We start from the raw sequence: 20,772 nt of genomic DNA, 5'->3' as shown, positions 1-20,772 counted from the left end.
CACCGGGTGCCGGGTCAGGACGGCACCCGGTGGCGGGGGTCCGGTTCGCGGCCGCCGAAGAGGCGGCGGTAGGCGGCGTGGTGGCGCGGGTCGGCGAGCAGGAAGGGGAGGTCGGTGGCCACCATGTGGCGGATCACCAGCATCGGGAGCGGGCTGCGCAGCGGCCGGAAGTCCGGGTTCCACAGGCCGGGTTGGTCCGGCGGCAGGTCGTGGAACTGGCCGAGCATCAGGCCCGACTCGACGAACTCGCCCTTCAGCTCCAGCTGGGTGCGGTCGATCAGGGCCGGCGCCTCGGCGGTCGGGAGGTCCGGGAAGACGATCAGGACGGTGGTGAACTGCGCCCGGGGCGCGCCGGGCGGCGCCAGCCGCAGGAACCAGTCCCGGTACACCGCGACCGCCTCCGCCACCTCCCCACGGTCCGCGGGGAGCCCCGGCCGCACGGCCAGGTGGAACCGCCCGTCGCGCAGCGAGGCGCCGACGAACGGGCAGACCGGGCCGGTGCGGCCGAGTTCCGGGTGCGGCGCGGTGAGGTACGTCCGGGCCCAGCCGAGCACGCCGCGCAGCGCGTCCGCGTGCCGGCGGGCGTGCGGCGGCAGCGCGGCGGCGGGCGGCTCCAGGTCGGCGGCGGTGAACAGGACGTGCTCGGGTCTGCCGGGGTGGGTGAGCATCAGGAATCCCGCGGGTCGGCCGGGCGGGCGGCGGTCGGCGGCCCGGAGTCCGGAATCGAGTCGTCGGCCTCGCGCAGCGGCCGGTAGCAGTAGCCCGCCAGGGTCCAGGCCAGCGCGACCAGCCCGGTGAGCACCACCACGGCGGCCATCCCCCGGCCGGGGCCGGTGCCGAGCAGGGCGCCGAGCAGGCGGCCGGGCGGCGAGCCCGGGGCGCGGAGCAGCGGTTCGAAGACCCGGTCGGTGAGCGGGCCGGTGACCAGGTAGCCGAGGGGCATCACCAGCCGGGCGAGCATCAGGCAGGTGGCGAGCACCCGGCCCTGGAGGTCCAGGCCGACCTTGACCTGGACCAGGGCGAGCCAGTGGGCGTTGATCAGGGCCGCGCAGACGCCGATGCCGAACATCCCGAGGGTCGGGAAGGCGGCGCTCGGGCGCAGCCCGATCAGCACGGCGGAGCCGGCGAACAGGCCGACGAACGCGATCATGCCGGCCGCCCGGCGGCGGGTGCCGCCCCAGACCGCCATCAGCGCGCTGCCGGCCAGCAGTCCGGCGCCCTGCGCCGCCAGCACCACGCCGAGCGCGGCGGGCGAGGCGAAGGCCAGCACCAGTGGGGTGACCAGCACCGTCACCACGCCGCCGAGCGCGTTGGCGACGGCGAAGAACACCGCGAGCGCCACCAGTCCGCGGCGCCGGGCGAGGAAGCGCCAGCCGTCGGCGATCTCGCGCAGCAGCGGTCCGTCCCGGCGGACGAAGCCGAGTTCGGGGAAGCGGACCGCGAGCAGGGTGCCCAGCGAGACCGCGAACGAGAGCACGTCCAGCCACACCACGGTGGCCAGTCCGAACGCCACCGCCAGGGCGCCGCCGAGGAGTTGGGCGAACAGGGCGCCGGTGGCGGTGCCCAGGCCGACCACGCCGTTGGCCTGGCCGAGGTAGCGCTTGGGGGTGAGCTGGGTGATCGCGGCCAGGTAGGCGGGTTGCCGGAAGGCGGTGGCGACGGCGCCGACGATCACCACCGCGTACAGCTCCCAGAGCCGCAGCGCGCCGGCGGTGAGCAGTCCGGCGGCGGCCAGGCCGGCGCCGAGCGCGGCCAGGTCGCAGCCGATCATCACCCGCCGGCGGTCGTACCGGTCGGCGACCGCGCCGGCGAACGGGGCCGCCAGGATGGCCGGGAGCAGCGCGAACGCGGCGATGGCGGCGAACGCGGTGACGGTGCCGGTGGCCCGGTAGGCCCACAGGCCGAGGGCGAAGGTGGACAGTCCGGTGCCGACCAGCGAGACCAGTTGGCCGAGGGTGACGGTCAGGAAGGCGGGCAGCCGGGACGGCGGCGGCACGGCGGGCGGGGCGAGCGGCGGTTCGGCGCGCCGCCAGCGGGCCACCCGTTCGCGCAGGATGGCGGCGAGTTCGGGTTCGCGCTGGAAGAAGTGGCCGGCGCCGGCGACCACGGCAGTGTCCACCGGCCCGCCGTAGCCGGACCATTCGTGGGCGCGCTCGTGGTGGAACTCGGTGACCTTGTCACGCTCGCCGACCACCACCAGGACGGGGGTGGCGCCGGGTTCGGCGGGGGCGCCGTAGAAGCGTTCGGCCTCGGCGGCGTCGTGCCGTACGGCTGTGGCCAGCAACCGCCGTTCGGCCTCGGGGAGTTCCTCGGCCAGCCCGCCGAGCGCGCGCAGGCCGTCGGTCAGGGCCCGGTCGGACTGCCGGCGACCAGGGGCGAACCGGGCCAACCGGCCGAGCAGGCCCGGCAGTTCGGCGTTCGGGAAGGCCGCACCGACCACCAGGCCGAGCGCCGGGCGGCCGGCCGCCCGCAGCCGGGCCTCGACGGCGGTGGCGAGCGCGGCGCCCACGCAGTGGCCGTAGAGCACCACCGGGCCGGGGCACTCGGCGAGGATCCGTTCGGCGCACCGCGCGGCCAGCGTGTCGAGCGGTTCGGCGGCCTCCTCGGGGCGGGCCGGGTCACGGCCCGGTGGCTGGACGGCGTAGAGCGCCCAGGTGTCGGGCAGCCGGTCGGCGAGGTCGCGGTAGACGATGGCGCCGGCGCCGCCGAACGGGACGGCGACCACGGTGACCTCGGCAGTGGCGGCGGTGCGGCGGGTCATCCGGTGCAGCAGTTCGGCCGCCCGGCCCGGCCCGCCGAGCAGGGCCGCGAGGCCGCGGACGGTGGGGTGGGTGAACAGGTCGAGGACGGAGAGCGCCGGGTCGATCCGGCGCACGGCCCGTACCGCGCGCATCGAGTCGCCGCCGGCCGCGAAGAAGTCCTCGTCCGGGCCGACGGGGCGTTCCAGGATGTCCTCGAACACCTCCGTGACCAGTGCTTCGGCCGGGGTGGCGGGCGCCCGGTCGGGCCTGCCGGCGGGGGCGCGGACGGCGGGCGGGGCGGGCAGCGCCGCCCGGTCGAGCTTGCCGGCGGGGCTGAGCGGCAGCGCGCCGATGGCGACCAGCCGGGCCGGGACGAGGTGGGCGGGCAGGCGCCGGCGCAGCCGGTCGGCGACCGCGGCGAGCGCCGCCTCGTCGAGCTCGGCCCCGTCGCGGGGGCCCGCGCCCGCGGCGGCCACCAGGTAGCCGATCAGCTGCGGCTCGCCGGACCGGTCCGGGCGCAGCACCACTGCGGCGCGGGCCACCTGCGGGTCCTCGGCGAGGGCGGCCTCGATCTCGCCCGGTTCGATCCGGTAGCCGCGCAGCTTGAGCTGGCCGTCCGCCCGGCCGAGCAGCAGGAGTTGGCCGTCGGCGCGGTACCGGGCGAGGTCGCCGGTGCGGTACAGCCGCCCGGGCCCGTACGGGTCGGGGACGAAGGCGGCGGCGGTGAGCGCGGGGCGGCCGTGGTAGCCGTCGGCGAGGCCGGCGCCGCCGAGGTACAGCTCGCCGACGGCGCCGAGCGGCACCGGCCGCAGCCGCTCGTCGAGCACGTGGGCGGTGGTGTTGGCGAGCGGGCGGCCGACGGTGATCTCCCCGTCGTCCGTGATCCGGCGGGCGCTGGTCCAGATGGTGGCCTCGGTCGGGCCGTAGAGGTTCCACAGCGCGCGGACCTTGGGCCGCAGGGCGGCGGCCAGGTCGGCGGGCAGCGGTTCGCCGCCGCACAGCGCGGTCAGGCCCGGGTCGCCCGCCCAGCCGGCCTCCAGCAGCAGCCGCCAGGTGGCGGGGGTGGCCTGCAGGCAGGTGGCGCCGCCGGTGGCGATCCGGCGGGCGAGCGCGGCGCCGTCGCGGACGGTGGCGCGGTCGGCGAGGTCGATCCGGGCGCCGTTCACCAGCGGCAGCCACAGCTCCAGGCCGGCGATGTCGAAGGAGAACGTGGTGACGGCCAGCAGGACGTCGCCCGGGCCGAACCCGGTGAGCCGGGCGCCGATCGCGCCGAGCAGGTTGGCCAGCGCCCGGTGCGACACGGTGACGCCCTTGGGGCGCCCGGTGGAGCCCGAGGTGTAGATCAGGTAGGCGGTGAGCTCCGGCGCCGGGGCGGGCAGCGGACGGCGGTCGGCCGCGGTGGCGTCCAGCGGGAGCACCGGCCCGGCGAACGGGAGTCCGGGCGGCGCGGTGCCGTCGTCGGTGAGCAGCACTGCCGCGCCGGAGTCGGCGAGCATGTACGCCAGCCGCTCGGCCGGGTGGTCGGGGTCGAGCGGCAGGTAGCAGCCGCCGGCCCGGAGCACGCCGAGCAGGGCGACCGGGAGGCGGACGCCGCGGCCGGCGGCGACGCCGACCACGGTGCCGGGCCGGACCCCGGAGGCGCGCAGCGCGCGGGCCAACCCGTCCGCGCGGCGGTCGAGTTCGGCGTAGTCGAGGGTGCGGGTGCCGTCGCCGACGGCGGGTGCGCCGGGGGTGCGGGCGGCGTGCTCGGCGATCCGCTCGGGCACGGTGGCGGTGGGCAGGTCGGCGGCGGTGTCGTTCCACCGCTCCAGGACCAGCCGCCGTTCGGCCGCGTCGGCGAGCGGGAGGTCGGCGAGCGCGGTGTCCGGGTAGGCGGCGATCGCCCCGAGCAGGGTGGTGAACCAGCCGGCCAGTCGCCGGGCGGTGCTCGCCTCGAGGACGTCCGCGCTGTACTCCAGCGCGCCGCGCAGCCCGTCCGGGTGCTCGGTGAGGATCAGCGAGAGGTCGAACTTGGCGACGCCGGTGGGCCCGTCGACCGGGGTGGCGGTCACCCCGGGCAGCCGCCAGGCGGGCGCCGGGGCGTTCTGCAGCGCGAACATGGTGGAGAACAGCGGGGTGCGGGCGGGGTCGCGGACCGGGGCGAGCTGCTCGACCAGCCACTCGAACGGGACGTCGGCGTGGCCGAAGGCCGCCACGCAGGTGTCCCGGACCTGTCGCAGGTGCGCGCGGAAGCCGAGCCCGCCCTCGGGCCGGCCGCGCAGCGGCAGCATGTTGACGAAGAAGCCGACCAGGTCGTCGGCGTCGGGGTGGACCCGCCCGGCGACCGGGACGCCGACCACCAGGTCGGCCACCCCGGCGTAGCGGGCCAGCAGCACCTGGTAGGCGGCGAACAGGGTCATGAACGGGGTCGCGCCCTCGGCCCGGCCCAGCGCCAGCAGCGGCGCCGTGACCTCGGCGGGCACGGTGACCGGGACGGCGCCGCCGGTGTGGGTCGGCCGGGCCGGCCGGGGCCGGTCGGCGGGCAGCTCCAGCCAGGGCGGGGCGCCGGCCAGCAGCTCGCGCCAGTGGTCGAGGCCCTCGGTGTGGTCGGCCCGGCGCTGCCAGGCGGCGTGGTCCGCGTACTGGAGGTCGGCGGCGGGCAGGGCGGTGCCGGCGTGGGCGGCGCTCACCTCGGCCGCGAACAGGGCGTGCGACCAGCCGTCGAAGACGATGTGGTGGAAGGTCAGCAGCAGCAGGTGGGCGTGGTCCTCGACGCGCAGCAGCCGGGCCCGCAGCAGCGGTCCGGCGGCCAGGTCGAAGCCGTGCCGGAACTCGGCGTCGACCTCGGCCCGCACCTGTTCGGGGGCGGCGCCGCGCAGGTCGGTGACGGGCAGCGGTACGGGTGCGGCGGGCCGGACCTCGGGCACCGGGGCGCCGTCGACGGCGGGGAAGACCGTGCGCAGGCTGTCGTGGCGGGCGGTCACCGCGGTGAGCGCGTCCGCCAGCGCCCGGACGTCCAACTCGCCGTCCAGGCGCAGCGCGTACGGCAGGTTGTAGGCGGGGTTGCCGGGGGTGACCTGGTCCAGGAACCACAGGCGCTGCTGGGCGTAGGAGACCGTGACGGGGGTGCCGGGGCGCAGCGGCGGGTAGCCGCTGGCGCCCTCGCGCAGGACGGCCAGCTGCCGGGCGAGTCCGGCCACGGTGGGGTGGGCGAACAGGGTGGGCAGCGGCAGGGCGGCGCCGAGGTCGCGGCGCAGCCGGGAGACGGCCCGGGTGGCGAGCAGGGAGTGGCCGCCGAGGGCGAAGAAGTCGGCGTCGGCGTCGTCCACCGGGACGCCCAGCAGCTCGGCGAAGACGGCGGCGACGGCCCGCTCCAGCCGGGTGCGCGGTGCGCGGCCCGCGGTGGCGGGGGGCGGGACGGCGGGCAGGGCGGCCCGGTCGACCTTGCCGTTGGCGGTGAGCGGGAGGGCGTCCAGCGGGATCAGCGCGGCGGGCACCAGGTGGGCGGGCAGCAGCGCGGCCAGCCGGTCGGCCAGGCCGTCGAGGGCGTCGGGGTGCTCGGCCACCAGGTAGGCGAGCAGCCGGTCGCCGTCGGCCAGGACGGCGGCGTCCGCGATGCCGGGGCGGGCCCGCAGCGCGGCCTCCACCTCGCCGGGCTCGACCCGGTAGCCGCGGATCTTCACCTGCCGGTCGACGCGGCCGAGGAACTCCACCGCGCCGTCGGCCCGCCAGCGGGCCCGGTCGCCGGTGCGGTAGCGGCGCCCGCCGGTGTCCGGGTCGGGCCGGAAGCGCTCGGCGGTGCGTGCGGGGTCGCCGAGGTAGCCGCGGGCGACGGCCGGGCCGCCGATCCACAGTTCGCCGGGCACGCCGACCGGGACGGGCCGCCCGTGCGGGTCCAGGATCAGGGCCGAGACGTGCGGCAGCGGGCGGCCGAGCGGCGGTACGGGCGGGCGCCCGTCGCCCTCGATGGGCTCCCCCGGGGCGAGTTCGGCGGTGAGCACCCCGACCGTGGTCTCGGTCGGCCCGTAGTGGTTGAGGATCCGCAGCCCCGGGCGCAGTGCGCGGATCCGGTCGACCAGCTCCCAGCCGACCGCCTCGCCGCCGAGCACCAGGCAGCGGCGCGGCAGCAGGTCGGCGGGCCGGTCCGCGGTGAGCAGCGCGGCGAGCTGGGAGGGCACCAGCTTGAGCAGGTCGACCGGGTGCTCGGCGAGGTGCCCGGCGAGCGCGTCGGCGTCGGCGACCAGGTCGGCGGCGAGCAGCCGGACGGTGCCGCCCGCCCAGAGCGCCCCGAACAGCATGGTGTGGCCGAGGTCGGCGGCCAGGGTCGAGCAGACCGCGTACTGCTCCGGCGCCCCGTCGGGTGCCGGGCCGAGCACCTGGTGGATGCTGCCCAGGTAGGCCGCCAGGCTGTCGTGGCCGACCGCCACGCCCTTGGGCCGGCCGGTGGAGCCGGAGGTGAACAGCACGTAGGCGAGCCCGGCGTCCGGGGTGCCGGCGGCGTCGAGGCGGCGCAGCTCGGGCCGCCCGGCCGGCCCGCTCAGCAGTACGGCGGCGCCGGCCGCGGCGAGCAGCTCCTGCTGCCGGGCGGGCGGTAGCGCGGGGTCGATCGGGAGGTACGCGGCGCCGGCCCGCCAGCAGGCCAGCACCCCGGTGAGGAAGCCGGTGCCGGGCGCGGCGAGCACGCCGACCACCGCGCCGCCGTCCAGCCGCTCGGCCAGGGCCCGGGCGGCGCGGTCGAGTTCGGCGTAGCTGAGGGTGCCGTCGGGGGCGTGGACCGCGGGGCGGTCCGGGGCGGTGCGCACCCACTGGTCGAAGCGGTCGAGCAGGGTGCCGGGCGCGGGGGCGGTGACGGCGGCGGCCCGCGCGGTCAGCTCCAGCTCCTCGCGGCCGAGGACCGGCAGCAACTCGACCGGGCCGTCCGGCCGGGCGGCCATCGCGGCGATCAGCCGGGCGTAGTGGCCGGTGAACCGGCGGACGGTGGCCCGGTCGAAGAGCGCGGTCCGGTAGACCGCGGTGATCTCCACGGTCGGGCCGCCGAGGTCCTCGGCGGACAGACTGAGGTCGACCTTGGCGGTGCGCGGCTCCACGTCCAGCCACTCCACCTCGACGCCGTCCAGCCGCAGCGCCACCCGCGGGACGTGGGTGGCCACCAACTGCACCTGGTACACCGGGTGGTGGGCCGCCTGCCGCTCGGCCCGCCCGACCAGCCGGTCGAACGGCAGCGCGCTGTGCGCGGTGTCGGCGAGCACCGACTCCCGTACCTCCGCGAGCAGTTGCCGGGTGGTCAGGCCGGGCCGGAGGGTGCTGCGCAGCACGGTGGTGTCCAGGAAGCAGCCGAACACCTCGGGCACCTCGTCGCGGCCGGCGACCGGGGTGCCGACCAGGACGTCGTCCACCCCCGCGTACCGGGCGCACAGCGCCTGGAAGGCCGCCAGCAGCACCATGAAGCTGGTGCAGCGCAGTTCGCCGGCCAGGCGGCGCAGGGCGGCGGTGGTCGCGTGGTCCAGGGTGAACCGGACGGCGGCGCCGGCGTCGTCCGCGACGGCCTGCCGGGGGCGGTCGGCGGGCAGGTCGAGGACGGTCGGGGCACCGGCCAAGCGCTGCTTCCAGTAGGCGAGTTCGTTCTCGTACCGGCGGCCGAGCCGTGCGTGGGTGACATCGGCGTAGCCGACCGCGGGCGGCAGCGCGGCGCCCGCGCCGGCCCGGTACGCGGCGGCCAGGTCGCCCGCCAGCAGCCCCACCGACCAGCCGTCGGCCGCGATGTGGTGCAGGCGGACCAGCAGGACGTGGTCGTCGGCCGCGCTGCGCAGCAGGACGGCCCGCAGCGGCGGCTGCGCGGCGAGGTCGAACGGTTCGGCGACCGCCCGGTCCACCGCCTCGGCCAGGCCGTCGGGCGCCACTTCCCGGACCGGGAGCGGCACCGGTGCGGGGGCGTCCACCACGGCGGTGGGCTCGCCGCCCTCGGCCGGGTAGCGGGTGCGCAGGATCTCGTGCCGGGCGGTGACCGCGGTCAGCGCCGCGGCCAGCCGCGCCGGGTCGATCGCACCGCGCAGCCGCCAGGCCACCGGGATCGTGTAGGCGGCGCTGTCGGGCGCCCAGCGGTGCAGGAACCACAGCCGCCGCTGGGTGTCGGAGAGCGGGGTGGTCCCGGCGGGCCGGGGCGGGAAGGCCGGGGCGGTGTCGGGGCGGCGGGCCTTGGCCCGGGCGACCCGTTCGGCCAGGCGCTGTTCCAGGGTGCTCATCCGAGCTCCTCCACCAGTGCCTTCTCGACGGCCGCGGCCAGCGCGGCGACGGTCGGTTCGTCGAACAGGACCCGGACCGGGAACGGGATCTCGAAGCGGTCGCGGATCCGGGCGGCGACCGCGGCCGCCAGCAGGGACTGGCCGCCGACGGCGAAGAAGTCGTCGTCCACGCCGGGTTCCGCGCCGAGCACCTCGGTCCAGATCTCGACCAGGATCTCCTCGATCGGTCCGGACGGCGCCCGCCGACCGCCGCCGGGCCCGGTCCCCTCGGCCGGGGCGGGCAGCGCCCGCCGGTCGACCTTGCCGGTGCCGGTGCGCGGCAGGGCGGGCAGCGTGACGAAGGCGGTGGGCACGGCGTGGCCGGGCAGCCGGTCGGCGAGGAAGGCACGCAGCGCGGCGGTGTCCGGCAACTCGGCGCCGGGCGGTGCGCCGGCCGACCTCAGCGGGTCCGGGCCGGTGGCCGCCACCAGGTATCCGACCAGCCGCTCCCCCGCCACCGGGTGGCGCTGGACGGCTGCGGCCGCGTCGGCCACCGCCGGGTGGGCCCGCAGCGCGGCCTCGACGTCGCCGATCTCGACCCGGGCGCCGCGCACGTTGACCTGGTCGTCGTTGCGGCCGAGCAGGGCGATCCGCCCGTCGGGCAGCCAGCGGGCCAGGTCCCCGGTCCGGTACATGCGCGCGCCCTCCGAAGGCTCCCCCGCGCCGGGCTCCCCCGCGCCGGCGGTCAACGGGTCGGCGGCGAACGGGTCGGGCAGGAACCGCTCGGCGGTCAGCTCCGGCCGCCCGAGGTAGCCGCGGCCGACGCCGGCCCCGCCCACGTACAGCTCGCCGGGCACCCCGATCGGGACCGGGCGCCGCCGCTCGTCCAGCAGGTAGACCCGGGCGCCGGGGATCGGGCGGCCGACGGTGGGCCGGCCGCCGCCGGGCACGCACACCCCGACGGCGGTGGCCGTGGTGGCCTCGGTCGGACCGTAGGCGTTGACGAAGTGCCGGCCGGGCGCCCAGCGGTCGACCAGGGCCGCACTGCACGCCTCGCCGCCGACCGTGATCGCACGGACCGACGGCAGGTCGGTGTCGGGCAGTGCGGCCAGCACCGAGGCGGGCAGCACCAGGTTGGTGACGGCGTGCCGGCGGATCAGGTCGGCCAGGTCCGCCCCGGCCAGGTCGGCCTCGCCGCGCACCACCAGGGTGGCGCCGGTGGTGAGGGTCATGTAGACGTCCGAGATCGAGACGCTGAAGCCGAAGGCGACGAACTGGAGCACCGTGCTGTCGGGCCGGACGTCGAACAGCTCGACCTTGGCGGCGACCAGGTTGGCCAGGCCGCCGTGGGTGAGCAGCACCCCCTTCGGGCGGCCGGTGGTGCCGGAGGTGAACATGATGTCGGCGACCTGGTCCTCATCGACCGTCACCGCCGGCCGGTCGGTCCGGCCGGGCTGGGCGGGGTCGACCGCCTCGACCGGCGTGGCGCTCAACCCGTCGAGCCGGCGGCCGAGTTCGGCGGTGCAGACCGCCAGGCGCGGTGCGGTGTCGGCGAGCATGTCGCGCAGCCGCTCGTCGGGGAGGGCCGGGTCCAGCGGCACGTACACCCCGCCGGCCCGGTGCACGGCGATCATGGCGACCACCGAGGCCGCCGACCGGGGCAGGCAGACCGCGACGGGGCTGCCCGAGGTCAGGCCGCGGGCCAGCAGCGCGTGCGCCAGGCCGTTGACGGCCGCGTCGAGTTCGGCGTGGTCGAGGGATTCGCCGTCGCAGATCACGGCGGGGCGTCCCGGCGGGCCGGCGATCCGGTCGTGCACCGGGCCGGGCCGGCGGGCCGGGGCACCCCGGCCGAACGCGAGCACCTTTCGCTCGTCCTCGGGGGAGAGCAGGTCGATCAGGGCCGGTACCGCCGCCGGTTCGTCGTCCGCCCGGGCGAGCACCCGCACCAGGTGGTCGGAGAGCCGCTCGGCGAAGGCCCCGTCGAACAGGTCGGTGGCGTACTCCACCGCCAGGGTGTTCCGGTCCACCACCACGGTGAGGTCGAACCTGCCGCGCTCGGCCGGGAGTTCGCCGTCGAACCGGACGGTGGCGCCGGGCAGCCGGACCTCGGTCAGCTCCGGCTGCTGGAACACCAGCATCACCTGGAACACCGGGTGGTGGGCCCGCCGTCCGGCCGGGGTGAGCGCCTCCACCAGCCGCTCGAAGGGCAGTTCGCGGTGGGCGAAGGCGTCCGCGGCCACCGCGCCGGCCCGGGCGACCAGTTCGGCGAAGTCCGGCCGGCCGGAGAGGTCCACCCGCAGCGGCAGGGTGTTGACGAAGCAGCCGACGGTCGATTCGAAGGCCGCCCGGGGCCGGTCGCCGACCGGCGTGCCGACCACCAGGTCGTCCTGCCCGGTGCAGCGGTGCAGCACGGTGAGCAGCCCGGCCAGCAGCACGGTGTACGGGGTCGCGCCGAGCCGGCGGGCGGCCCGGTCCACGGTGGCGCGCAGCCCGGCCGGAAGGGTACGGACCACGGTGGCGCCGCGGAAGCTCGGCGGGGCGGGCCGGGTGTCGCCGGGTGACAGGTCGAGCAGCGGCGGGGCGTCCGCCAGCGTCCTGGTCCAGTACTCCAGCAGGCCGGGCCGGGCGGCCGCCCGGCTCTCCTCCCAGCGCGCCAGGTCCGCGGTGCCGGGGCCGGGCGGCAGGGGCGGCGGCGGGCGGCGGGCGGCCAGCGCGGCGTGGACCACGGCGAGGTCGGCGAGCAGCAGTTCCACCGAGCGGCCGTCGATCGCGATGTGGTGGACGGTCAGGCCGAGCTGCCAGCGGTGCTCGGCGGTCCGGGCCAGGGTGGCGCGCAGCAGCGGCGGCCGGGCCAGGTCGAAGGGCCGGGCGCCCTGCGCGGCGAACAGCGCGGCGGCGGCCGCCGGATCGTGGCGCAGGTCCACCACCTCGACCACCGGACCGGTCACCGCCTCGGCGGCCGGCAGCACCCGCTGGCGCGGCCCGTCCGGGGTCTCCACCACCGCGGTCCGCAGCGCCGGGTGGCGGCGGACCAGCTCGGTGACGCTCGCGGCGAACACCTCGGGGTCGAAGCCGCCGTGGTCGGCGCCCACGGAGAGGTCCACGTCCACGTCCGCGTCCACGGTGAAGGAGACCGAGACGTTGGAGATCGCCGGGTCGGGGGCGAACTGGTCCAGGAACCAGTGCCGGGCCTGGGCGGAGGTGAGCGGCGCGTCGCCGTTCCCGGGTGCGGGCGCCGCGAGCTGCTCGGGGCCGGCCGGGCGGGCCGGGCCGGCCTCGTCGAGCAGCCGGGCCAGCTCCTGCACCGTGCGGCCGCCGAACAGCCGGGCCGGCGCGAGGTCGGCGCCGTGCCGTTCGGCGATCCGGGCGACGATCCGCATCGCCCGCAGCGAGTGCCCGCCCAGCTCCTCGAACGGCTCGTCGACACCGACCCGGAAGCCGAACACCTCCGACCAGATCTCCACCAGCAGCGTTTCGGTGGCGGTGCGCGGCGGCGCGGCCGGGGGCCGCTCGGTGGCCGACCCGGCCCGCAGCGCGGCCCGGTCGGTCTTGCCGTGGGCGGTCAGCGGCAGCGCGTCCAGGGCCAGCACCGCGGCCGGGACCAGGTGCGCGGGCAGCCGCTCGGCCAGGGCGCGGCGGACGGCGCCCGGGGCCGGGCCGTCCGGCGCGGGCACGTAGAAGGCCGTCAGGCAGGGTTCGCCGGCGGCGTCCGGGCCGGCCAGCACGGCCGCCGCGGCGATCCCGGGCAGCGCGCCGAGCACCCCCTCCAGCTCTCCGGGTTCGACCCGGAAGCCGCGGATCTGCACCTGGTCGTCGGCCCGGCCGACGTACTCGAACTCACCGTCCGGCCGGCGGCGCACCAGGTCGCCGGTGCGGTAGAGCCGCCCGTGCCCCGGGTCGGCGGTGAAGCGCTCGGCGGTCAGCTCGGGGCGGCCCAGGTAGCCGCGGGCCAGGCCGGGCCCGCCCAGGTACAGCTCGCCCACCTCGCCGTCCGGCACCGCGGCGCCCTGCGGGTCGCGGACCAGCGCGGTGGTGCCGGGCAGCGGGCGCCCGACGGTGGCCGGACCGTCACCCGGGCGGACCGGGCCGGAGAGCGCGACGACGGTGCACTCGGCCGGGCCGTAGTTGTCCACCAGGTCGAACGGCAGCCCGGCCGGAGGCCGCGCGGTCAGCCGGTCCCCGCCGGTGAGCAGGGTGCGCAGCGCGGTGCCGGCCGGCCAGGTCAGCGCCGTCAGCGCCTCGGCCAGCGGGGTGGCGGCGAAGGCGAGGGTGGCCCGGGCGCCGACCAGGTGGTCGCGCAGCCGGGCGGGGGTGCGCCGGTCCTCCTCGGCCGGGACGAGCAGGGTGGCGCCCGCCGTCAGGAAGGGCCACAGCTCCAGCACCGAGGCGTCGAAGCCGACCGCGGACAGCAGCGGGGTCCGGTCGCCGGGGCCCGGCCGGAAGGTGTCGTGCACCCAGTGGACCAGGTCGAGCAGGCTCGCGTGCTCGACCGCCACGCCCTTGGGCCGCCCGGTGGAGCCGGAGGTGTACACCACGTACGCGAGGTCGTCGGGTGCCGGAGCGGGAGCGGGGCCGCCCGGTGGCGGGCCGCCGGCCGGGCGGGCGGCGGTCACCGCGGCCGGGTCCAGCACCTCCCGTACGCCGGCGTCCGCGAGCATCAGTTCCCGGCGCTCGGCGGGGTAGGCCGGGTCGACCGGCAGGTAGCAGGCTCCGGCCCGGAGCACCCCGAGCGCGGCGACCACGTACTCGATCGAGCGCCCGCACAGCACCCCGACCCGGTCCCCGGCGGCCGCGCCCCGGGCCAGCAGCCCGCCGGCGACGGCGTCGGCCCAGGCCAGCAGGGCGCCGTAGGTCAGTTCACGGTCGCCCTGCACCAGGGCGGTACGGTCCGGATCGGCGGCCGCGCGGGCGGCCACGAGCTCGGGCACTGTCGGCACGGCACGTCCTTCTCCCGGCTCCGGGCACGACGGCCCGCAGCCCTCCCCCACCGACCCCAACGGCGGTGGCCGTCACTGGCGCCACGGGGCGGTTGTCGGCCCCCCGGCCCGGTCGAACAGGCACCGATAATCCATGCCGGGCGGGGGTGCGTCAATGAACTCCGTTGACACAAAGCGCAGCTGACACCCGGTCGGACGGCCGGACGGCGGGCTTCGCGGCGGCCGCCCGCCCGCTCCCACCTCGCCGTTTTCAGCTGACGGCGTCGACACACCCGTCCATCCAGGTTCACGGAAAATCTTCCGTCCCGGCATCCCCGGGAGCCCCTTCACCAACGGCGCAAGCTGACAGGAAACGGCCCGCACCCGGGCGTACCCTGAGGTGGTCCGACCCCGTCGGTCGCTCCGTCGGAGATCCCTCCGTTCGAGATCGTCCCTCCGTTCGAGATCAAGGGGGTTGGGAAGATGTCTGGTCCCCCCGGACGCAACACGCCGCCGCCCGCCGCGCCCAGCGTGGTCGGTTCCGGGGCCGGCGAGAAGGGCCTGAAGACCGGCGCCCTCGGCCTGGTCTCCTCGGTGGCCATCGGCCTCGCCTCCACCGCCCCCGCGTACAGCCTGGCCGCCACGCTGGGCATCATCGTGGTCGGGGTGGGCCTGCAGGCGCCGATCATCACCATCCTGGCGTTCATCCCGATGTTGCTGATCGCGTACGCCTACAAGGAGATGAACGCCGCCGACCCCGACTGCGGCACCACCTTCACCTGGGCGGCCCGGGCCTTCGGTCCGCGCACCGGGTGGATGGGCGGTTGGGGCATCGTGGTCGCCGACGTCATCGTGATGGCCAACCTGGCCCAGATCGCCGGCGTCTACGGCTTCCAGCTGTTCGGCCTCGACGGCCTGGCCGAGAGCACCGTGTGGACCACCGTCGCCGGGGTGGTCTGGATCATCGTGATGACCTGGATCTGCTACATCGGCATCGAGATCTCGGCCGCACTGCAGCGCTGGCTGCTGTGCATCGAGGTGGTGATGCTGGTGGTGCTGTCGGTCACCGCGCTGGTGAAGGTCTACGGCGACAGTCCGCCGGACACCGCGATCCGGATCAGCGGCTCCTGGTTCAACCCCTTCGAGGTGCCCTCGGCGAGCGCGTTCACGGCGGGCGTGCTGGCCGCCGTGTTCATCTACTGGGGCTGGGACACGGCCGTCTCGGTCAACGAGGAGACCGCCGACGCGGCCCGCACCCCCGGCCGGGCGGCCGTCATCTCGACCGTCCTGCTGCTGCTGATCTACGCCCTGGTGTCGACCTCCGCGCAGGCCTTCGCCGGCATCGGCACGGACGGGATCGGACTCGGCAACGAGGACAACTCCGGGGACGTGCTGTCCAGCCTCGGCGGAGCCGTGTTCGGCAGTACCGGTTTCGGCTGGTTCCTCACCAAGCTGCTGATCTTCATGGTGCTGACCTCCTCCGCCGCCTCGACCCAGACCACCATCCTGCCGACCGCCCGGACCACCTTCTCGATGGCCGCGCACAAGGCCATCCCGCGGCAGTTCGCCCGGGTCCACCACCGGCACCTCACCCCGACCTGGTCGACCGTCGGCATGGGCCTGGCCTCGATCGCGTTCTACGTCCTGCTCACCGCGATCAGCGGCAACGTGCTGGCCGACTCGATCGCCTCGGTCGGCCTGGCCATCGCCTTCTACTACGGCCTGACCGGCTTCTCCTGCGTCTGGTACTACCGCCGGGTGCTGACCCGCAGCGTGCGCGACTTCGTCTTCAAGGGCCTGGCGCCGCTGATCGGCGGCCTGATGCTGCTGTACTTCTTCTGCTACGCGGCCTTCGACGTCTACGCCGACCCGGACTACGGCTCCACCTCGATCCATCTGCCGGGCATCGGCGACGTCGGCGGGGTGACCGTGATCGGCATCGGCGCACTGCTGCTGGGCGTCGTCCTGATGCTGATCCAGTGGGCCGTCGACAAGTCCTGGTTCCGGCACCCGGACGTGCCGGTGAGCACCGCGGACCCGGCCGATCCCGACCCCGTCCTCGGGCAGGGGTGAGGCGGCGATGAGGATCCTGCTGGTAGGCGCCGGCGGCGTGGGCGGCGCGGCCGCCCGGATCGCGGTGCGGCGGTCGTTCTTCGAGTGCTTCGTGGTCGCCGACTTCGACCCGGCGCGGGCCGCCGCGGTGGTGGCCTCGCTGGCCGGCCAGGCCGGTGCGGAGCGGTTCCGCCCGGCCACCGTCGACGCCTCCGACCCGGCCGGGGTGCAGGCGCTGCTCGCCGAGCACCGCTGCGACGTGCTGTTCAACGCCACCGACCCGCGGTTCGTCCTGCCGCTGTTCGAGGCCGCCAGGGCGGCCGGCGCGCACTACCTCGACATGGCAATGTCGCTCTCGCACCCGCACCCCGAGCGCCCGTACCAGGAGACCGGGGTCAAGCTCGGCGACGGCCAGTTCGAGCAGGCCGGGGCCTGGGAGGAGGCCGGGCTGCTGGCCCTGTGCGGGATGGGCGTCGAACCGGGCCTCTCCGACGTGTTCGCCCGCCACGCCGCCGACGAGCTGTTCGACCGGATCGAGGAGATCGGGATCCGCGACGGCGCCGATCTGACCGTCGAGGGCTACGAGTTCGCGCCCTCGTTCAGCATCTGGACCACCATCGAGGAGTGCCTCAACCCGCCGGTCGTCTTCGAACGCGACCGCGGCTGGTACACCACCGAGCCGTTCAGCGAGCCCGAGGTGTTCGACTTCCCGGAGGGCATCGGCCCGGTCGAGTGCGTGAACGTGGAGCACGAGGAGGTCCTGCTGGTGCCCCGGTGGATCGACGCCCACCGGGTCACCTTCAAGTACGGGCTCGGGCGGGAGTTCATCGACGTCCTCAAGACCCTGCACCTGCTCGGCCTCGACTCCACCGACCCGGTCACCGTCCGCGGGCCGGACGGCCCCGTCCAGGTCTCCCCGCGCGACGTGGTGGCCGCCTGCCTGCCGGACCCGGCCGGCCTCGGCGACCGGATGCACGGCAAGACCTGCGCCGGCACCTGGGTCCGCGGTACCAAGGACGGGCGGCCGCGCCAGGTGTACCTGTACCACGTGGTCGACAACGCCTGGTCGATGCGCGAGTACGGTTCGCAGGCCGTGGTCTGGCAGACCGCGGTGAACCCGGTGGTGGCGCTCGAACTGCTGGCCACCGGCGCCTGGTCGGGCACCGGGGTGCTGGGGCCCGAGGCCTTCCCGGCCCGCCCGTTCCTGGATCTGCTGACCGCCTACGGCTCCCCGTGGGCGATGCGCGAGGAGACCCCCGAGGCCGCCTGAGGCGCCCCGGCGCACCCCCGGGCGGGCACCCGCCGGGGCGGCCGCGCCGGGGCGCGTCGAATTGGCCACGGACGTTCGCCTGTACGAAAGATCCCCTTGGCCGTCAGCACGCTCCGGCCGGACACAACGTTGGCATGCGAGTCGCCATCGTCACCGAGTCCTTCCCCCCTGAGGTCAACGGCGTCGCCCACAGCGTGCTGCGGACCGCGGAGCACCTGGTCCGGCGCGGCCACGAGCCGCTGGTCATCACGCCCGCGCCGGCCCGGGGTGCCCACTGCCCGCCGCACTCCTTCGGCCCGGACTCGACTCCGCTGCCGGTGGTGCGGGTGCCCTCCATCCCCCTGCCCGGCTACCCGCAGGTCCGGGTGGCCCTGCCCAGCCGGCAGCTGGCCGCCGCGATCGCCGCCCACCGGCCCGACCTGGTCCACCTGGCCAGCCCGTTCGTGCTGGGCGCCCGCGGCGCGCGGGTGGCCACGCGGCTGGGCCTGCCCACGGTCGCCGTCTACCAGACCGACCTGGCCGGGTACGCGCAGGCGTACCGGGTCGGGCGCGGCATCGGCTCGGCGCTCGCCTGGGCGCGGATCCGGGCGGTGCACGGCGCCGCCGACCGCACCCTGGCGCCGTCCACGCCCGCCGCCCAGGACCTCACCGCGCACGGCGTGCCGCGGGTGCGGCTGTGGCCCCGCGGGGTCGACTCGGTCCGCTTCCACCCGGGCCACCGGGACGAGGCGCTGCACCGCACGCTGGCCCCCAACGGCGAGCTGCTGGTCGGCTACGTGGGCCGGCTCGCCCCCGAGAAGCGGGTCGACCTGCTGGCCGGGGCCTGCGAGCTGCCCGGCGTCCGGGTGGTGGTGATCGGCGACGGGCCGAGCGCGCCGGCACTGAAGGCCGCCATGCCCAAGGCGTTGTTCCTGGGCCGGCGGACCGGCGCCGAGCTGGCCCGTTGCTTCGCCACCCTGGACCTCTTCGTGCACACCGGCCCGCTGGAGACCTTCTGCCAGACCATCCAGGAGGCGATGGCCAGCGGTGTCCCGGTGGTGGCGCCCGCCGTCGGCGGCCCGCTCGACCTGGTCGGGCACCACCGCACCGGCCTGCTGGTGCCGCCGCGCGACACCGGCGCCGTCACCCGGGCGGTCGCCGAACTGGCCGCGGCCGGCCCCGAACTGCGGATCGGCTACGGCCGGGCCGGGCGCGAGGACGTCACCGCCCGCACCTGGGAGGCGGTCGGCGACCTGCTGCTGCGGCACTACACCGAGGTGCTGGCCGAGCACCACGGCGCCCCCGTGCAGGCGCTGCACCCGGCGGTCGACCCGGCCCCGGTGCCGGCCGGCGCCCCGAAGACCGGCGTTGCGAAGACCGGTGCCGCGAAGGCCGGCGCCGCGAAGACCGGTGCCGCGAAGACCGGTGCCGGGAAGACCGGTGCGGCGATGAGCGCCCCGGCGATCCCCGCCCAGCCGGTGCCCGCCGAGCTGCCCGAGGAGCTGCCGGCATGAGCGAGGCCGCAGAAGGCCTGCGGATCGTCCGGGTGGCCAACTTCGTCACCCCGGTCTCCGGCGGCCTGCGCACCGCCCTGCGCCACCTCGGCGAGGGCTACCTGGCGGCCGGCCACCGGCCGGTCCTGGTGGTGCCGGGCCCGCGCGCGGCCGACGAGTGGACCTCCCAGGGCCGGGTGATCACCCTGCCCGGCCCTCCGGTCCCCGGCAGCGGCGGCTACCGGGTGCTGACCGACCGGCGGGCCGTCGCCCGGACGCTGGCCGACCTCGCGCCCGACCGCCTGGAGGTCTCCGACCGCACCACCCTGCGTTGGACCGGTGCCTGGGCCCGCGCCCACGGCGTGCGTTCGGCGATGGTCTCGCACGAGAGCGCGACCGGGCTGCTCGGCACCTGGGGCGTCCCGGCCGGCGCCGCCCGCGGCCTGGCCGACCGGCTGAACGCCCGGACCGCCGCCGGGTACGACACCGTGCTGTGCACCACCGCCTGGGCCGCCGCCGAGTTCGAGCGGATCGGCGCCGCCAACGTGGCACTCGCCCCGCTCGGGGTCGACCTGGAGCAGCTGCACCCGGACCGCCACGACCCGGCCGTGCGCGCCCGCTACGCCGAGCCCGGCCAGCTGCTGCTGGTGCTCTGCTCCCGGCTGTCGCCGGAGAAGAAGCCCGAACGGGCCCTGGAGGCGCTGTCCGTGCTGCGCCGCCGCGACCGCCTCCCCGTGGTGCTGGCCGTCGCCGGGGCCGGGCCGCTGCGCCGCCGGCTGGAGGCCCGCGCCGCCGAGCTGCGGCTGCCGGTGCGCTTCCTCGGCCACCTCGGCGGGCGCGCCGAGGTGGCGGCGCTGCTCGCCTCCGCGGACGTCACGATCGCCCCCGGGCCGGTGGAGACCTTCGGGCTGGCCGCCCTGGAGGCGCTCGCCTGCGGGACCCCGGTGGCGGTCAGCCGCTCCTCCGCGCTGCCGCCGATCGTCGGCGCGGCCGGGGCCGCGGCCGTCGACACCGGGACCGGATTCGCCGACGCCGTACGGGAGTTGCTGGACCGGCCGGCCGCCGAGCGGCGGGCCGCGGCCCGGGCCCGGGCCGAGGAGTTCGGCTGGGGCTCGGCCGTCGCCGGCTTCCTGACCGCCCAGCGGGTGCCGCTGCCCGCCGCCGGCCACCGGGCCGCGCCGTGAGCACGGTCCGCTTCGCCGCCCTCGGTGACTCGATCACCGAGGGCGTGGGCGACCCGGTGCCGGCGGGCTGGCGCGGCTGGGCGGCGGTGCTCGCCCCGAGCCTGGCCGACGGCCCGGTGGAGTTCCGCAACCTGGCCGACAGCGGCGCGCTCAGCAACGACCTGATCGGCGTTCAGCTGCCGGCCGCACTCGCCCTGCGGCCGCACTACGCCGCCGTGCTGATCGGCGGCAACGACACCCTGCGGGCCGGGTTCGACATCGCCCGTACGGCCGGCCACCTGGACACCGCGCTGGCCGCGCTGACCGCGCAGGGCGCCACCGTGCTCACCGCCTGCCTGCCCGACCCGGGCCGGCTGCTGCGGCTGCCCCGGCCGCTGGCCCGCCCGCTGGCCCGCCGGATGCGCGCCGTGAACACGGTGGTGCACGCCCTGTCCGCCCGCCACGGCGCGGCCCACCTGCACCTCGCCGAGCTGCCCTGGCTGACCGAGCGCGCGCTGCTGAGCGTGGACCGGCTGCACCCGAGCGCCGCCGGGCACCACCTGATCGCCCGCGACTTCCACGCCCTGCTGACCGCCTCCGGCCACCGGCTCGGCCCAGCCCCCGCCCCGACCACGGCCGCCGCCGCGCCCGGCTTCGTCGCGGACCTGCGCTGGATGGCCACCCAGGGCACCCGCTGGATGGCCGCCCGCTGCACCGATCTGCTGCCCGGCCTGCTCGCGCTGGCCGCCACCGAGACCGCCCACCTGCTGGCCGGCACCGCCGGCCGGCTGGACGCCCGCGCGGCCGAGCGGACGGCCGCCGCCCTGGACCTGCCGCGACCGCTCCCGCCGCAGCGGTCGGCGGGTGTGCGCACGGCCGCCCCGTTGCGCCACGCCGAGGAGCCGAAACGTTCCGCGTGAACGCCGCGGGGTTGCACTCCGCGGCCCCTGGAGTGCAA

General features: G+C 77.1%; 8 protein-coding genes. 5 read left to right on the top strand and 3 right to left on the bottom strand.

Annotated features, from left to right (window positions below; all coding sequences use genetic code 11):
* Window positions 1–14: 14 nt before the first annotated feature.
* The 3 genes from ABT014_RS14740 to ABT014_RS14730 are packed head-to-tail and all read right to left on the bottom strand — an operon-like array spanning window position 15 to window position 13,878.
* The gene (locus ABT014_RS14740; protein WP_350639104.1) at window positions 15–668 is read right to left on the bottom strand and encodes a DUF6875 domain-containing protein; all 654 of its coding nucleotides are present in this window, start codon (window positions 666–668) and stop codon (window positions 15–17) included.
* Complete coding sequence (locus tag ABT014_RS14735) at window positions 668–8,962, bottom strand: non-ribosomal peptide synthetase/MFS transporter (RefSeq protein WP_350639103.1); 8,295 nt, start codon at window positions 8,960–8,962, stop codon at window positions 668–670. Before ABT014_RS14735 ends, ABT014_RS14740 begins: the two co-directional genes overlap by 1 nt.
* The gene (locus ABT014_RS14730; protein WP_350639102.1) at window positions 8,959–13,878 is read right to left on the bottom strand and encodes a non-ribosomal peptide synthetase; all 4,920 of its coding nucleotides are present in this window, start codon (window positions 13,876–13,878) and stop codon (window positions 8,959–8,961) included. Before ABT014_RS14730 ends, ABT014_RS14735 begins: the two co-directional genes overlap by 4 nt.
* Before the next feature lie 462 nt (window positions 13,879–14,340).
* Here ABT014_RS14730 and ABT014_RS14725 point away from each other — a divergent pair, with 462 nt between their 5' ends.
* The 5 genes from ABT014_RS14725 (at window position 14,341) to ABT014_RS14705 (ending at window position 20,734) form a co-directional block, all read left to right on the top strand.
* Complete coding sequence (locus ABT014_RS14725) at window positions 14,341–15,930, top strand: APC family permease (protein ID WP_350639101.1); 1,590 nt, start codon at window positions 14,341–14,343, stop codon at window positions 15,928–15,930.
* A 7-nt stretch (window positions 15,931–15,937) separates the two neighbouring features.
* Window positions 15,938–17,179, top strand: a complete 1,242-nt coding sequence (locus tag ABT014_RS14720) for a saccharopine dehydrogenase family protein (RefSeq protein WP_350639100.1) — start codon at window positions 15,938–15,940, stop codon at window positions 17,177–17,179.
* A 134-nt stretch (window positions 17,180–17,313) separates the two neighbouring features.
* Complete coding sequence (locus ABT014_RS14715) at window positions 17,314–18,672, top strand: glycosyltransferase family 4 protein (protein ID WP_502894973.1); 1,359 nt, start codon at window positions 17,314–17,316, stop codon at window positions 18,670–18,672.
* Window positions 18,669–19,835 carry a glycosyltransferase gene (locus ABT014_RS14710; RefSeq protein ID WP_350639099.1) on the top strand — a complete coding sequence of 389 codons (1,167 nt, stop codon included), beginning with the start codon at window positions 18,669–18,671 and terminating at the stop codon, window positions 19,833–19,835. The genes ABT014_RS14715 and ABT014_RS14710 overlap by 4 nt, the downstream gene beginning before the upstream one ends.
* Window positions 19,832–20,734, top strand: coding sequence for an SGNH/GDSL hydrolase family protein (locus ABT014_RS14705; RefSeq protein WP_350639098.1), 903 nt, complete (start codon window positions 19,832–19,834; stop codon window positions 20,732–20,734). The genes ABT014_RS14710 and ABT014_RS14705 overlap by 4 nt, the downstream gene beginning before the upstream one ends.
* The last annotated feature ends 38 nt before the right edge of the window (window positions 20,735–20,772 follow it).

It is taken from the genome of Kitasatospora sp. NPDC094015 (assembly GCF_040304075.1).
GTDB lineage: Bacteria > Actinomycetota > Actinomycetes > Streptomycetales > Streptomycetaceae > Kitasatospora.
This window is presented reverse-complemented; position numbering and strand designations above follow the sequence as displayed.

Coding starts and splice junctions, on each gene's coding strand:
- ABT014_RS14710 (WP_350639099.1), top strand. CDS start 18,669: ATGAGCGAGGCCGCAGAAGGCCTGCGGATCGTCCGGGTGGCCAACTTC.
- ABT014_RS14740 (WP_350639104.1), bottom strand. CDS start 668: ATGCTCACCCACCCCGGCAGACCCGAGCACGTCCTGTTCACCGCCGCC.
- ABT014_RS14720 (WP_350639100.1), top strand. CDS start 15,938: ATGAGGATCCTGCTGGTAGGCGCCGGCGGCGTGGGCGGCGCGGCCGCC.
- ABT014_RS14715 (WP_502894973.1), top strand. CDS start 17,314: ATGCGAGTCGCCATCGTCACCGAGTCCTTCCCCCCTGAGGTCAACGGC.
- ABT014_RS14725 (WP_350639101.1), top strand. CDS start 14,341: ATGTCTGGTCCCCCCGGACGCAACACGCCGCCGCCCGCCGCGCCCAGC.
- ABT014_RS14735 (WP_350639103.1), bottom strand. CDS start 8,962: ATGAGCACCCTGGAACAGCGCCTGGCCGAACGGGTCGCCCGGGCCAAG.